This window comes from Syntrophales bacterium (assembly GCA_026417625.1).
GTDB lineage: Bacteria > Desulfobacterota > Syntrophia > Syntrophales > UBA8958 > JAOACW01.
This window is the reverse complement of sequence record JAOACW010000004.1, coordinates 93,461-108,144: the sequence shown is the minus strand read 5'-3', so window position 1 is coordinate 108,144 and position 14,684 is coordinate 93,461. Positions and strand designations below refer to the sequence as shown.

Sequence of the window (14,684 nt, the reverse complement as noted above, 5' to 3'; positions counted from 1 at the left end):
ACCTATCCAAAACTGGCGCATAAGTTCCTTCCTGAACGGGTTTGTATCGATCGAATGTTCTTGTCTATAATAAAAATCTCTCCCTTTCGAGGAGCTACTGCATCCAACCCCAGTTTTGTCTTAATGGTGCGTGCCATCGCATGAACATTCTGATAATCACCGTGTACCACGAAGACTTTTCTTATCCCCCTTACCCGTGACAACCATTCGAGAATCTCATAACCGTCCGCATGCCCCGCAAACCCCTGGAAAGGCATAACACTCATGCGAACATCCATCATAAGACAATCACCCTTAGATGTTCCTGTGGCATCCCACCGGGGAATACAGACCGAACGCTGTCCTTTAAGCAGTTTGTCCCCTAAACTGCCAGCCGGCTGATGATTCACAATAACTAGGAGATTCTTAGGATCTTCCGCCATAACCGAGAGGTGATCTAGAACGTTACCATATTCCAGTATCCCACCCGAAGTAAGGAAGATAGCTGGTTTTTTCTCAGAATGGTAACTCAAAACCCGCTCCTTGGAAACCCATTTCAGCCCACGGAAATAAAAAGGATCCCTCTCACAGGAGAGAGATCTCCTGTATTCGGGGTCGAAGTAATTTATAAATTTCCTATAGATCTCCGTAATTTCCTTTGCCGTTTTGCTATCAGCATAAACCGGTGTATCCTTAGGGATAAACCCCTTACATTTGAACTCCCTTAGAGCAAAAAGCACCTGCTGCGTTCGATCCAACGCAAAGGCTGGAATGAGCACGCTCCCTCCCGATTTGAGCGTTTCCCCTATACGCTTTCCCAGGTTCTCCAGGGGGATCTTCATCTTTTTAACAGGACCATACGTTCCCTCCACAATCACGTAATCAGCCCTCTCAATGTAATCGGGCCCTCCGAGAAAGAGATGATCACGACTCCCTAGATCACCCGAAAATACAAAAGAGAGTTGATCCTTACCCTCACCAACAACTAACTCCACCACAGAGGAACCCAGAATGTGTCCTGCATTGTGAAGACGAAAAATCAAACCAGGCCTCAATCTAACAGTCTCCCTGTAGGGATAAGGTTCATATTTGGCGAGGATCGTCTCGATCAGTTTACTGTGGTATACACGTCCAGGGGAATGGGAATGATCCTGTCTCAGAACAATCGTCAAAAGATCACGTGTAGCCTTCGTACCTATGATCCTACCTTTAAAACCCCTTTCGATGAGTTCTGGAATCCTCCCTATGTGGTCATTATGCGCATGCGTGATGAAGAGATAATCTATAGAGGAAGGATCAAAATCAAAATTTCCTCTCACCGTCTTACCTTCGACAGCCGATCCGCAATCGATTAGGATCTTTTCCTTTCCCGTGTCTAGAAGGATAGATGAACCTTTAACCCCTCCTGTACCACCCAGAAAGTCTATAGTAATACCCCATACAGAACCTGCAAAAAGGAAAACAAAAAAGGAATGGATTGTAAAAAAGGTGAAAAGAATTAGCTTTTCTTTTCTGAGTATCAATAATTTCACGGAGATTTATATACCCCAAATGAAGGGGAAAATCATCCACTTAAAACTTAAACTCGTTCAATAACAGATCGCATAAGCAGCAAATGTATAATCATGGCTTAAACTTACATCAACCTTCCCTACATGTCCGGCAACGACCACATAGGGATGACCCAACCCGCGTGTTGTTTTATCCCTGATCACATGTACTTCTTCTTCCCCAATGGAAAACAATTCTCCAATTCGACGGGCGAGGCGTTTTCTAATCTCCTCTGAGTGACGTTCCGAACAGGGGAAGATTTCCCGGTAAACAGGAAAGGACAAATGCGGGTAAATAGCACACACGTGAACGAAAGATTCCGACATCTCACCTAGAAAGGGAACGCGGATACCATTATGATGTACAGAGCCTAGCACATCCGAGTAACCTGCATCATACCCTTCAAACTGCAGACGTTCAATCGGGTAGTTTCGAGGTACAAAAGTAACTTCAGGAACCATTTTTACAAGCACTTTATAGGTGGCCTCCTTCGCTGCCCATAAGAGCCAGAGAATCCTGTCCGGCCACTCGCTTCCCTCTATAAGTCTCTGTTCTTCTTTGGTGAAAACTCGTTCTAGAAATCGCTTGCTTCGGCTCTTTCCGAAATTGGCAACTTCTGTGAGATCCACAATATCATTGCCTATAGTCCCGAAAATACTCATCTTCCATCTTCGCCAGTTCCTCAACAATGCTCTTTGCCCTTTCTCGGTGACCCCTTAAGCCCTGAAGACCCATGGAGGGAACTTCAAAAGGCTTAAGCATAATGATAAACGTTTCGCCCCGCTTTGGGTAATCGCTGAACGTCTCCTGCCCATCTCCCCGAAGATAAGCCAGAAGCACACGACAGTTACTATGCTCAGCCACAAAACGCCCCACACCATAAGCATAATTCTCTACATCTACCCTACCTTTCCGGGACCTCCTTCCCTCAGGGAATATGAGCAGACTCTGCCCCATAGTTAGGAGAGTATTACACTTCTCTACAGTTTTCTTCATTCCTTCTCGATCCCCTCCTCGCTCAACAGGTATACACTTCGCGAGATAACAGAAAATAACCAAAGCCAAATTCTTCTGAAAGTTCCTCTTTTCAGGTAGGTTCCAGGGAATGGTATCGTAATACACTATATGATCCCAGAGGGAATATAGACCATACGTCAGAATGAGAGAATCGATAAGGGTTAGATGATTGGCACAGACAATCCACGGTCCCCTATGTTCCTCCAAAAGCATCCGCCACTTACGCCTCACCTCGCTTAGGTTGCGGAGCCTGTATTTAAAGAAAAACCTGAGCACAATGATATATAGGGGCGCTAGAAAGAAAACCGCTATCCTTCCAGCCCAATACTGGATTTTCAGAGATAGCATTTTTGATCAGACAGAGACCTTTTGCTTGATTAGATTTACGGCATCACCGATAGTTCTGATTTTATCAGCCTCGTCATCCTCAATCGTAATTCCGAAGACGTCCTCACACTTTATTATAATGTCCACAAGCCGAGCAGAATTTACCTTAAGGTCATCCAATATGTGCGTATCCATGGTGGCTTTTTCCACTAAAGCCACATCCTTCGTGTAAACCTTGAGAATTTCAATCATCTTTTCAAAAATAGCTCGCTCATCCATGACTCACTCATCCTCCCATTTCTTGAATATAATGCAACTGTTAACATCACCAAAGCCGAAACCCGCTTTGGCAATTATACGTAAGCTAGGCATCTCCAAACACACCCTGGGTACCTTACTATCAAAAGGAGCGATATCAGGATGGATATCCTCACAGTTGATAGAAGGATGGATAAAACCTCTATAAAGCTGAAGAACAACAGCAACGCTTTCGAGTGCCCCTGCCGCACCCAGACAGTGTCCTATCATTGATTTAGTAGAATTGATGTAAGGAAAGTTCTCAGGGATTCTTTCTAGGGCTTCTGCCCAATTTCTCACCTCCACAGGATCTGCATAAGTAGCAGTAAGATGACCGTTAATGGCATCAATTTCCTCGGGAGATATACCCGCATCCTGAATGGCCATTCTAATGCACCGTTTTACTCCTTCTGGGTTAGGTGCGGTCATCGTCCCCCCCTGCCTTTGACCACCGCAGTTGACAGCCGCTCCCTTAACTTCCGCATAAATACGCGCCCCTCTCGCAATGGCCGTTTCAAGATCCTCCAGAACAAGTATAGCACTGCCAGCACCTGGAACAAACCCTGCAGCAGATGCACTCATAGGTCTTGAAGCCGCCTCAGGATTATCGTTAAACTTTCTGCATATAACCCGCATGGCATCAAATCCAGACCACACATAAGGCGACCCCCCCTCAGAGCCTCCGGCTAGCATCCTCTTAGCCAGACCAAGACGGATCCTCCACATAGCATCGTGGATAGCTTCAGTGCCTGTAGAACATGCAGCTGAATTGGATGTAACCTGATTGCCTAGAGCGAGGAGACTGGCGACGCGAGCACTGGGACCGCTATTCATCACCTGCTCCACAATAGTACTACCCATACGACGTACCTTTCGCTCGTTAACGTAAGGCACAACGTAATGAGCAATTGTATCCATCCCGCCAATTCCACATCCAATGACTGCACCAGTGTCCCAATTTACATACTCACTATCCGGAGGGGGTACCTCAAAGCCTGCATCCCTCCAAGCATCCACAGCCGCAACAGATGCGTAACCTATATTTTCATTCATGGAAAGCAACGTCTCAGCATCAAAATAAGACTCCACAATACGATCAAAGTCTACAGGTTTTCCTCCCACCTGGCAGGAAAACCCAAGCTCTTTTAGCTCAGGGATAAATCTGATACCAGATCGCCCTTCCCGGAGTGCCTTCTCAAAAGCCTCTAAACCATGGGCATTAGGGGCAACTACCCCCATTCCTGTTACAACCACCCTCCTCATCATAGGACCACACCTCTTTCAGTAATCACCCCGCAGAATCCAAAATAGGTATACTGCGGGAGGTACCAGCCAGAACTCCACTGCACACCACGTTACCTCCTTCTCTTTCCATTAACGCTTTTACCTTTAAATTCCCACGGCGGAAGTATACCTTTTCACCCCTCACAATAAGCGATTCCCCAGGTCGCACAATGTCCATAAAATCTACGTTTTCTAGAAACGAAAAAAGGGTCATTTGTTTTCTTATTTCCTCCTCTCCCTTACCCTGCAACAAAAGGAGATATATACCAAAGGCAACCACAGCGGTTTGGGCCATGGCCTCAATGATAATAACCCCAGGAGTAACGGGATTTCCTGGGAAGTGACCTCTGTAAAACCACGCATCGTGAGGAAAACAACACCTCCCCAAAATGCGATCTTCGTCTAACTCAAGAATATCGTCCACAAAACGAAAAGGCGGAGCCTGAGGGACAAGACTGAGAACTGTCTCCACCGTTTTACGGTCAACCCCCATAGAGCCCTCCATTTACATGAACGACTGTCCCGTGGATGTACGTACCTTCCGTTGCCAAAAATGCCACCACCTCAGCTACTTCTTCAGGTCTTCCCATTCGGCCAAGGGGTATTCGTGAAAGTATTTCCACACGTATCTCCTCCGGTAGAGATTTTGTCATCTCTGTGTCTATAAAACCGGGAGCCACAGCGTTTACAAGGATGTTCCTGCCTGAGAGCTCCTTAGCGAGAGATTTTGTGAAAGCCTCTAGGGCTGCCTTTTCCATGGTGTAGGGTATCTGACCAGCGTTTCCGATGGATGCCACAACACTCGAAATATTTATAATCCGACCCTCATTTTGCCGGATCATGAATTGACGTAAAATCCTCTTTGTGAGATACCAGGTTCCCCGAGACATCCACCGCTGTCTGTCAAACTGTTCCACATTCATTGAGTGTATATCTGCATTGATCGACACACCTGCGTTGTTGACAAGAACGTCAACTCTATTCACTTTCGCCCGCAAATCTTCCAACATATGGTCTATCTCTTCCACATGGGCGAGATCCGCCTTCAAAAGGAAACCCTCACCGAGCTCTGAAAGCAAACCTTCAGCCGCACTTGCGCTTCTGTTGTAATGTATGCCCACCAGAAAACCCTTTCTCGCCAGCGCCCTGCAACACGCGGCTCCTATACCTGTAGCACCACCAGTGACAACTGCTACTTTTGCCCCCTTCACAATTGCCTCCTCACTGAACCCCCTGTGCCATTGATCGTTTTCCACGGGTAATTCCTATACATAATGCCCTGGAATATCCCCGTTTTGGCGTCCCTCACATAACCTATGCACTCCCCATTGACAAACATCTCCCCATCACCGATGACGAGAAAAGAACCCGAATCCTTGAGTTCCACAAACCGTTTTACCGATATTTCATATCGTACATAGCGATCATGAGGACGCACCTGGCCTTCGAATGAAATCTCACCGCAACCTAAGGCTCTCCCCACACCGAGAGCGCCCCGCCAAATCCCGTAAAAGCCTAGGAGCTGCCACACGGCATCTATGCAAAGACACCCTGGTTGAACGGGATCACCAGGCATATGACACTGAAAGAACCAGGCATCAATTCTCACATCCTGCTCTGCGACTATACGTCCCCGACGCCCGTTCTTCTCCAGCTCAAGTACTCTGTCCACCATCAGAAAGGGAGGAGCGGGAAGCCTTCCATCAAAATTGACAGGTGGATCATCCACCAATTTTCCGTATGCAAAGGCGATGAGCTCTATCTGACTAAAAAAAGATCTGTTCATAAATTCCTGATAAGTCACAGAAGTCAACTCCTTTCTATATGCAGGCTGAAATGCACCCATGTTAAACCGGCGCCTACCAGCGTAATTGCGATGTTGTCACCCTCCTTTATATCATCCCAGTGCTGACTCAAAACTGCAGGTGCACCCGAACATCCCGTGTTTCCGTATTCTTCCACGTTATGCCAATGATAGTCCGGCGGTAGGTTCGCCCTTTCACAGACTGTCCTGAGCATACCCAAATTAGCCTGATGGCCAACGAAGATAAAACGTCCACCGTTTACACAACTCCGCAAATATCGCAGAGATTCCGTCATACGTCTTATGGCGTAACCCTGAACTGCATTTCCATCCTGGCGAAAATAACTCCACCGCGGAATGGTTACTTTTTCCCAGAGTGAAGGTTTTGTACTACTCTCGCAGTTTCTGACAGTGATTCTTGACGGAACCGTCGCTGATACCACAGCGGCTGAGCTCCCATCACCAAAGAGAACCGCTGATGATCTATCAGAAAAATCAACAGTGCGCGTAAGATTCTCCGGATTCACAAGAAGAATAAAGGGAGGTAGGGCCTCCGGCCGCATCATATCAAGAAAGCGAAGCTGCATACCAAAGGAGGTGCACGCAGAATTTAGATCAAAACACGGGGCCTCTATACCAAGAGCCTCCGCAATGAGGGTAGCTTCCGCTGGTGAAAGTACTTCCGGTGCCGAGCTACCGGAAATAACAAGACCGACATCCTCCGGTCCAATACCAGCCCTCTCCATAGCCATCCGGGCAGCCGCTGCTCCCGTCTTAGCATTAGCCCCCCGCGTTATTTCATAAGCCTCTCTAGGATCACTGTTTTTGGTCGCCCTGATATATTCCAGTGGCAGGATCGTCCGTCGAAAACGGATTCCTACCCTTTCCATAATCCATTCGTCTGTAGTCCCTATGTCCAGAGACTCAAGAAACTCATTTGTAATCACATTCTCCGGGTGGTAATGACCCAGTCCGTGTATGTACAGCATATTTATCACACAATCTCCCTGCCGATTATCATATCCTGAACTTCGCGAACCCCCTCGTAAATGTCAATGATGTGGGCATCCCTGGCCAACTTGGAAATTTCGTACTCATTCATGAAACCATATCCCCCGTGGAGATGAAGACCCTCCATAGTACAAAACAACGCCGCTTCTGCAGCAACATTCTTCGCAAGCGAAGCGTAACGTCCCTTCTCAGGCGCGTTCTCCTCAACCATCCAAGCTGCCCTCATAAGGGCTAGATCGGCTAACTCCACCTTCTTCCACATCTTCACCAGGGTATCTCGTGCCACGGGAATATCACAGATCCGCGAACCAAACTGTCTCCTCTCTCTCGTGTACTGGAGGGTAACGTCAAGTGCCCTCATAGCCAGTCCCACACCAATAGCTGCAACCATTGGTCTCGCATAATCCAAAACGTCCACGAGATACTGAAACCCTCTACGGCGATCGCCGATGATTTGGTGGGTAAGGACGGGAACATCCTCGAAACTTACAGTAGCGGTATTGGATAGCCGTTGACCGAGCTTATCCTCCGCCTTCCCAGTTACAATGCACCCACCACCGTTCAGATTGACTACACGACCTTTTTCGGCACTTCCCTTCCATTCTTCCCCCGCCGCGTTATCCACAGGAATCACCACGCAGGACATGAAGGCCCCTTCAGGCGAGCCTACTTTACAGAACACCGTAAACTGAGAAGCATAGGAGGCGTTTGTAATGAAACACTTAGAACCGTTAAGAACATACGACCCATCCTCCCGGCGCTTAATATACGATCGCATTGCCATGTTGTCAGAACCTGCACCAGGTTCCGTGAGGCAAAATGAAGCAAGGAGTGGACTTTCCAAAAATTTTCTAAGATAAATTTCCTGCTGAAAAGGTGTACCGTGCTTCGCAATAACCACATTGGCGAGATCATTGCACATAGCCGAAGTGGCAATTCCTGAATCACCGTAGGCAAGTTCCCTTATGATCAACGCAGTAGATACTGCATCAATTGAATAACCCTTCACGGATTCAGGGATACTCAAATTCATAACACCCATTTCCCAAAGCTTTCTTATAATGTCATGGGGAAACTGGTGTTCTTTCTCCCGTACCATTACATTGGGTAGAATCTCCGTTCGCACAAAACGCCTCACTGTCTCCAGATACTCACGCTGCACATCTGTTAGCTGAAAATCCATAGGTGATCCCTCTCTCAATGTTCTCTCTCGAATACTCTAGCAGCCGAAGAAAGGGTGGTAATTGAAATGCAATCCACCCCTAATGCTTTAAAAAACTCCCTTAGTGGACGGGAAGGACCGATTTCGTAAATAACATCAGCCTTTGAAGCGAGAACTTCCATATTCTCCACCCAACGTACAGGACTACCGATTTGACGCGTCAATGCGTAAATGATCGCTTCATCCTCATCTCTGTGAAAATCTCCTCTAAAGTTAGAAGTCACGTTCCGCGCAGGAACGGTATTCATCGAACGAGCAATAGAACGGAGTATTTCTTGGAAAACACTCTCCACAGGCCTCATGAACCGGCTGTGGAAAGGCGCGCTCACGTTTAGAGGAACAAAACGGAGAACTCCTTGCTCCCGAGAGACCGCCGCTATCCTCTCAGCTGCAACAGGTAAAGCCTCTGCAAGACCACTTATGACTATCTGTTTGGGCGAATTCACATTGGCCACATCCACGGGCAGATCTTCTATAGTACTGGCAATCTCATTAACATATACTCTCTCCCCGATCACAGCCATCATACCTCCCGTCCCTTTGGGAGCCGCCTGCTGCATCAGACGCCCTCGCTGCTCAACTATTCGCACTCCATCAGCAAGAGTAAGCACCCCCGCTGCTACAAGAGAGGTGATCTCTCCGAGACTATGCCCTCCAAAAAATTGGGACTTTAAACCGTATAGGTAAACAAGTCCCCTGAACATGGCAATCTCAGTAGTCAAAAGACATGGCTGCGTATACTCAGTTAAACTCAGACGCTCATCATCGCTAAAACATACCTTCGCCACATCCCAACCCAGAGCATCGGAAGCCTCCTCAAAAGTCTCCCTACATACGGAAAGGTTCTCCACAAAATCTTTACCCATACCAGGCCTCTGCGCACCCTGCCCCGGGAAAACAACAGCCACAATCTTCTCGTCTGAAGACATAAGAAACCTCCCTCGAGGAAATCCTGTTCGGGGATCAAAAGCAGAATGTATGCCAGAAAGCTTAAGCGTACGGAAACCTACCTAAATGTTTGATATCACTCAATGATTATCGAAAGGAAAGAAAAAACATACCGCAAATGGCAATTGGAAAAGTGGTAGACATGTTCACACTGCGAAATTTACTACGCAATGCGGCCGTCCTTACTTAAACAGAAGAACCCAGAGAATGGCTACAGCAATACGGTATATACCAAAGGGAATGAACGTGTGTGTTTGGATGAAGCGGAGAAGAAACTTTATGCTCAGAATTGCCACTATAAAAGAGGAGATGAAACCTGCGACCAACAGATTTATCTCTGTCCACGAAAAAACGCCACCGCTCTTCAGGATGTCGTAACCCGTGGCAGCCATCATGGTGGGAACTGCAAGTAGAAAGGAAAATTCCACAATAGTTTTTCTTTTTAATCCTACGATCAAACCACCGACGATTGTCGCTGCTGCCCTTGAAACCCCCGGTATAAGGGCAATGGATTGGAAAACTCCTATTATAAAGGCTTTTCTGTATGAAATTTCCTCAATATTTTCAGTTAAATGGGGTTTTTCGCTGTACCACCACTCAAATACTATAAGGAAAATCCCACCTATAAATAGAGACCAGATCACTATCGTATCAGAACCAAGCCAGTATTCCTTCACAGTTCTGTAAAGAGTTGCACCTACCACAACAGTAGGGATGAGAGAAACAAAAACCCTCTTTATAACCTCCCAGTTTCTCAATAGGTTTTTACCGTAAAGAATAACTACGGAGAAAATGGCCCCCACCTGAATGGCGATCTCAAAACTTTTGAGAAAAGATGTGTGCCCTAAACCCAGTATGAACGACGTCAGAATTAGGTGACCCGTGGACGAAATGGGGAGAAATTCAGAAATCCCTTCCACAATTCCCAATACAATTGCATCACAAATACCCATAATGACCTCTCATCCCACGACGATAAACATCATGTCAATAAAAAAAACAAAATTCCCTTGAACTAACAGATAAAAGGGGGTATAGAGCCCGAAAAGATAGAAGCTAACAGGTTTAACGATAAATGCTAACAGATATCCTAAAAATTATTCAAGCTTATAAGCTAAAGAGCCCCCATTATGAGGAATTACTCGACATACTGGAAGATATTTTCATCCTAAGAGAAAACTGCAAACATAACTTGAAAAAGATAATCTTTCCCATAGATGAACGTCTGGTCCCTGCTAAAATATCAGGAGGTTTTCCGTTAGTTGATTTAGCAACTACCGACTTTGACGTGGCAAAACCAAGGGAGTACTTTCTGCAACTACTATCCATCGCTGAAAAAAGAGCCCCCCAGGAGACAGCAGAGTTCGCGGAAAAGATTCGAAGCGGAGAAATCGACTTCCATGAAATGTTGCTCGATGCCTTCTATGGGCCCTTCGAGGAAGAAGAGAATGATGAAGGGGACGCGGCGTTTGATCTGATAGATATGTTACTTGAGGAATGTTTACGCCCATTCCTAGAAATGGTGGCTGTTCGCTATGGTGAAGACATAATCAAATACGGATGGTCAGAGGGATACTGTCCTATCTGTGGAAAGGAACCCAAGATTGGAGAAATAAAAGACGAGGACGATAACCGCTATCTCTTCTGTAATCAATGTGGCCTTACCTGGCAATACCCGCGTATTAAGTGTCCCTTCTGTGGCAACGAGGAACAGCAAACGCTGGCGTACTTCACCGTCGAGGACGACGACAGATACAGAGTGGATGTCTGTAACAAATGCAAGAGGTACATAAAGATAATAGACTTTCGGGAGTCAAAAGCAGAGGTCAATCTCGAAGTAGAGGACATCACCACACTGCACCTCGATCTTCTCGCGAACGAGGAAGGTTACGAATAGCAAAGAATGAAAAATGGTTAGAGAGGATCATCGGTACCCTCAAGAGTCACTTGAGGGAAGATGAGTTACCTGTTATATCCATACTTGCTAAAGAAAAGAGAGATCCATTCCTCGTTCTAATCTCGACAATCCTCAGCTCCCGCACCAAAGAAGAGGTAACAGCTGAGGCAACCCGCAGACTTTTTGAAAGGGCGAAAACACCTTATGCTATACTTCAGATCCCAGAGGAGGAAATTTCCTCCCTCATATACCCAGTTGGTTTCTTCAGGAATAAAGCACGAGTCATAAGAAAAATCTGTCTAGAATTAATGGAGCGCTTTAATGGAAACGTCCCTGATAGTCTCGATGACCTGCTCACCCTTCCAGGAGTGGGTCGAAAAACGGCAAATCTTGTCCTTTCTTTGGGATTTAACAAGGACGGTATATGTGTGGACACACACGTTCACCGAATAACCAACCGACTTGGTTATGTTAAGACGAAAACCCCCGAAGAGACAGAAAAGATTCTCAGAAAAATCCTTCCCCTACAATACTGGAAAAGCATAAACACTCTTCTCGTCGCCTTTGGACGACAGATATGTCTTCCCGTCTCACCCTTTTGCAGTCGCTGTTACCTACAGGAATTTTGCGACAGAGTAAATGTAACAAGGAGTCGGTGATTTGTTCAAAAAGTGAAGCCAAAAGAGTTGACTATTTTTAGGGGGAAGTTTATAAAACGGCCACCACTATAAAGATTCCTTCAAGCGAAAAAAGCGGGGAGGTGCTCTATGCCAGTTAGAGTGGCTATTAACGGTTTTGGAAGGGTAGGAAGATACATAGTTCGGGCGTGTCAGGGTTTCAATGATATCGAGATCGTTGCCATAAATTCGAGAGCTGATGTGAAAGTTTTAGCTCATCTTCTACGTTACGACTCCGTTCATGGTAAATTTCCAGGGGAAGTGCAAGCTGAGGAAGACTGCTTAACGGTAAACGGTAAAAGAATAAAAATAACGAACGAAACTTCCAATCTAGAGAAACTCCCATGGGGTGATCTGGGAATTGACATAGTTTTGGAATCCACAGGCGAATTCCGCCGGAAGGAACAGGTCATAGGCCACATCAAAGCTGGGGCAAAGAAGATTATCATAGCTGCACCCGGTAAAGGTGTGGATGGAACCTTTGTGATGGGTGTAAATGAGCACACCTATGATCCTGAAAAACACCACGTTATTTCTAATGCGTCGTGTACAACAAACTGTTTAGCCCCCATTGTAAAGGTCATCCATGAAAATTTCGGTGTGTTAAAAGGGGTTATGACTACAGCACATGCATACACTATGGATCAGCGGCTTCTCGACGGTTCTCACAGCGACCTCAGGAGGGCGAGAGCTGCAGCTCTATCCATAGTCCCGACGACCACAGGAGCAGCTAGGGCAGTGACAGAAGTTATACCAGAACTAAAAGGTAAGCTTGATGGTATAGCGCTCCGCGTTCCCACACCAAACGTCTCCATCGTAGATCTTGCTGTTGAGGTGGGTAAAAATGTTACTGCCACGGAGGTCAATGGGGCACTAAAGGCGGCGGCAGAAGGCCCTATGAAAGACATAATCTTATACTGCGAGGAAGAACTCGTATCAGTGGATTTTACCGGCAGTCCGTACTCAGCCATCGTAGATGCACCTCTTACAAACGTGGTGGACGGTAATCTTGTCAAAGTCTTTGCGTGGTATGACAATGAAAGTGGGTATGCTTGCAGGATGAGAGATCTGGCCATTTACATAGGCAAGAAACTGTAACATGCGTGAACAACTCTTCGCTGCCAACTGGAAGATGCACAAAACTTTGAGTGAGGCTGTTGCATTCTGTGACTATCTCAAAGCCAAAATGGCTTCAGATCCAAACAAAAAGGAAGTGGTTATCGCACCTCCGTTCACAGCGCTTTCCGCTGTGGCTCAAATCCTCAGAGGTACTACCATTCGCCTTGCTGCACAGAACGTGCACGACCAACCGGAAGGACCCTATACAGGGGAGATAGCGGCTCCTATGCTGGCTGAGATTGGATGCACTTACGTCATAGTGGGTCATTCGGAACGGCGTATACACTTCAATGAAATGGATGATTTCATAGAACGGAAGTTAAAGGCAGTTATGAAATCTGGAATGCGCCCAATTCTCTGCATAGGTGAACTCCTCACAGAAAGGGAAAGAGGAGCCACTTTTTCTGTGGTAGAATCCCAGCTTTCAGCAACACTCAAGAACATCCATCCAAGCGATTTGGAAAACATAGTAATTGCATACGAACCTGTATGGGCTATAGGCACAGGGAAAACAGCAACCCCCGATCAGATTGAAGAAATGCACAGCTTCATACGGTCACTTCTCGGAGGTCGGTTTGGTCCTAAAGCATTGGAAAACATCCGTATCATTTATGGTGGAAGCGTGACTCCCGATAACATAAAGGGTATAATGACAAGTCGAGACGTAGATGGGGTTCTCGTAGGGAGTGCAAGTTTGCAGCCAGACACTTTCCTTAAAATAATAAATTGGGAGTTGTAAGACCATGAACATACTTATTACAGTGTTACACATTATTGTATGCTTTGTCCTTATAATAGTGGTTCTACTCCAGGTAGGACGGGGTGCAAGTATGGGAGCCGCCTTTGGTGGATCCAGCCAAACCATCTTCGGAAGCAGCGGACCCGGCACATTTTTGGGTAAATTAACCACGATCATAGCATTGATCTTCATGCTAACTTCACTTGGGCTCTCCTATTACTCCGGGCTAAAAGGCACCGCTACCCTCAAAGGGACAACAAAAACAACTGCTCCCGTTCCTGTGGCACCGAGCGCCCCACCTGAAACTGCTCCCGGGATTCCCCCTAAAACAACAAAGTAATACACAAAGAATCTTTGTTCACGAAGTACAATTCAGGGTTGACAAAGAGGTGGGTAAACTGCTAAAAATAAATCAAGCCGAAGTGGTGGAATCTGGTAGACACGCTATCTTGAGGGGGTAGTGGGGAAACCCGTCCGGGTTCAAGTCCCGGCTTCGGCACCAAGTCGAACAGAAGGGTTAACGCTAACGTTAACCCTTTTCATTTAAGTTGCAATCTCACGGTGATGATCTGTTTACCACTCTATGCTTACTGGCAAATAATCAAACTGCGTAAAAAATTCGAAGTATACTTCTATACCAAAGATAAGAGGGCCCACTCCCTTCATAGACCCTCTTATCTTACCAAGTCGCTTGATGTTAGCTACCTTATTGCAACATAACCTTAATTATATTCATGGCGTCCCCACGGGGAGTCGAACCCCGGTTACTGGCGTGAAAGGCCGGTGTCCTAGGCCACTAGACGATGGGGACG

General features: G+C 46.5%; 17 protein-coding genes and 2 tRNA genes. 6 read left to right on the top strand and 13 right to left on the bottom strand.

Features of this window, described 5'->3' with window-relative positions:
* Positions 1-2: 2 nt before the first annotated feature.
* The 12 genes from N2317_04430 to uppP all read right to left on the bottom strand — a co-directional run bounded on the left by N2317_04430 (position 3) and on the right by uppP (position 10,393).
* Positions 3-1,511 carry an MBL fold metallo-hydrolase gene (locus tag N2317_04430; protein MCX7816743.1) on the bottom strand — a complete coding sequence of 503 codons (1,509 nt, stop codon included), beginning with the start codon at positions 1,509-1,511 and terminating at the stop codon, positions 3-5.
* Between the two features lie 57 nt (positions 1,512-1,568).
* Positions 1,569-2,192: a 4'-phosphopantetheinyl transferase superfamily protein gene (locus N2317_04425; protein ID MCX7816742.1), complete on the bottom strand. Its 624-nt coding sequence runs from the start codon at positions 2,190-2,192 to the stop codon at positions 1,569-1,571.
* On the bottom strand, positions 2,164-2,895 hold the full coding sequence (locus N2317_04420; protein ID MCX7816741.1) for a 1-acyl-sn-glycerol-3-phosphate acyltransferase: 732 nt from the start codon (positions 2,893-2,895) through the stop codon (positions 2,164-2,166). Before N2317_04420 ends, N2317_04425 begins: the two co-directional genes overlap by 29 nt.
* Positions 2,896-2,901: 6 nt before the next feature.
* Positions 2,902-3,153, bottom strand: coding sequence for a phosphopantetheine-binding protein (locus N2317_04415; protein MCX7816740.1), 252 nt, complete (start codon positions 3,151-3,153; stop codon positions 2,902-2,904).
* A 3-nt stretch (positions 3,154-3,156) separates the two neighbouring features.
* Entirely contained in the window at positions 3,157-4,437 is a 1,281-nt protein-coding gene (locus tag N2317_04410) for a beta-ketoacyl-[acyl-carrier-protein] synthase family protein (protein ID MCX7816739.1), read from the bottom strand.
* A 22-nt stretch (positions 4,438-4,459) separates the two neighbouring features.
* The gene (locus N2317_04405; protein MCX7816738.1) at positions 4,460-4,948 is read right to left on the bottom strand and encodes a beta-hydroxyacyl-ACP dehydratase; all 489 of its coding nucleotides are present in this window, start codon (positions 4,946-4,948) and stop codon (positions 4,460-4,462) included.
* Positions 4,938-5,666 carry a 3-oxoacyl-ACP reductase FabG gene (locus N2317_04400; GenBank protein MCX7816737.1) on the bottom strand — a complete coding sequence of 243 codons (729 nt, stop codon included), beginning with the start codon at positions 5,664-5,666 and terminating at the stop codon, positions 4,938-4,940. The genes N2317_04405 and N2317_04400 overlap by 11 nt, the downstream gene beginning before the upstream one ends.
* On the bottom strand, positions 5,663-6,241 hold the full coding sequence (gene fabA, locus N2317_04395) for a bifunctional 3-hydroxydecanoyl-ACP dehydratase/trans-2-decenoyl-ACP isomerase (protein MCX7816736.1): 579 nt from the start codon (positions 6,239-6,241) through the stop codon (positions 5,663-5,665). Before fabA ends, N2317_04400 begins: the two co-directional genes overlap by 4 nt.
* 23 nt (positions 6,242-6,264) lie before the next feature.
* Positions 6,265-7,248 carry a ketoacyl-ACP synthase III gene (locus N2317_04390; GenBank protein ID MCX7816735.1) on the bottom strand — a complete coding sequence of 328 codons (984 nt, stop codon included), beginning with the start codon at positions 7,246-7,248 and terminating at the stop codon, positions 6,265-6,267.
* Positions 7,249-7,253: 5 nt separating this feature from the next.
* Entirely contained in the window at positions 7,254-8,453 is a 1,200-nt protein-coding gene (locus N2317_04385) for an acyl-CoA/acyl-ACP dehydrogenase (protein MCX7816734.1), read from the bottom strand.
* A gap of 14 nt (positions 8,454-8,467) precedes the next feature.
* Positions 8,468-9,421: an ACP S-malonyltransferase gene (locus N2317_04380; GenBank protein ID MCX7816733.1), complete on the bottom strand. Its 954-nt coding sequence runs from the start codon at positions 9,419-9,421 to the stop codon at positions 8,468-8,470.
* Between the two features lie 201 nt (positions 9,422-9,622).
* Positions 9,623-10,393: an undecaprenyl-diphosphatase UppP gene (gene uppP, locus N2317_04375; GenBank protein MCX7816732.1), complete on the bottom strand. Its 771-nt coding sequence runs from the start codon at positions 10,391-10,393 to the stop codon at positions 9,623-9,625.
* A gap of 122 nt (positions 10,394-10,515) precedes the next feature.
* Between uppP and N2317_04370 the strand changes: the two genes are divergently transcribed.
* From N2317_04370 to N2317_04345, 6 genes are all read left to right on the top strand, one after another.
* Positions 10,516-11,337 carry a formate dehydrogenase accessory protein FdhE gene (locus N2317_04370; GenBank protein ID MCX7816731.1) on the top strand — a complete coding sequence of 274 codons (822 nt, stop codon included), beginning with the start codon at positions 10,516-10,518 and terminating at the stop codon, positions 11,335-11,337.
* A 50-nt stretch (positions 11,338-11,387) separates the two neighbouring features.
* Positions 11,388-11,996 (top strand): endonuclease III, encoded by a 609-nt coding sequence (locus N2317_04365; GenBank protein MCX7816730.1) that lies wholly within the window; start codon positions 11,388-11,390, stop codon positions 11,994-11,996.
* A 108-nt stretch (positions 11,997-12,104) separates the two neighbouring features.
* Positions 12,105-13,112 carry a type I glyceraldehyde-3-phosphate dehydrogenase gene (gene gap / locus N2317_04360; protein ID MCX7816729.1) on the top strand — a complete coding sequence of 336 codons (1,008 nt, stop codon included), beginning with the start codon at positions 12,105-12,107 and terminating at the stop codon, positions 13,110-13,112.
* Position 13,113: 1 nt separating this feature from the next.
* Positions 13,114-13,872 carry a triose-phosphate isomerase gene (gene tpiA, locus N2317_04355; protein ID MCX7816728.1) on the top strand — a complete coding sequence of 253 codons (759 nt, stop codon included), beginning with the start codon at positions 13,114-13,116 and terminating at the stop codon, positions 13,870-13,872.
* A 4-nt stretch (positions 13,873-13,876) separates the two neighbouring features.
* On the top strand, positions 13,877-14,212 hold the full coding sequence (gene secG / locus N2317_04350; protein ID MCX7816727.1) for a preprotein translocase subunit SecG: 336 nt from the start codon (positions 13,877-13,879) through the stop codon (positions 14,210-14,212).
* A 76-nt stretch (positions 14,213-14,288) separates the two neighbouring features.
* A tRNA-Leu gene (locus tag N2317_04345) sits at positions 14,289-14,374 on the top strand.
* A gap of 233 nt (positions 14,375-14,607) precedes the next feature.
* Here the strand turns inward: N2317_04345 and N2317_04340 are convergent.
* A tRNA-Glu gene (locus tag N2317_04340) sits at positions 14,608-14,683 on the bottom strand.
* Between the last annotated feature and the right edge of the window lies 1 nt (position 14,684).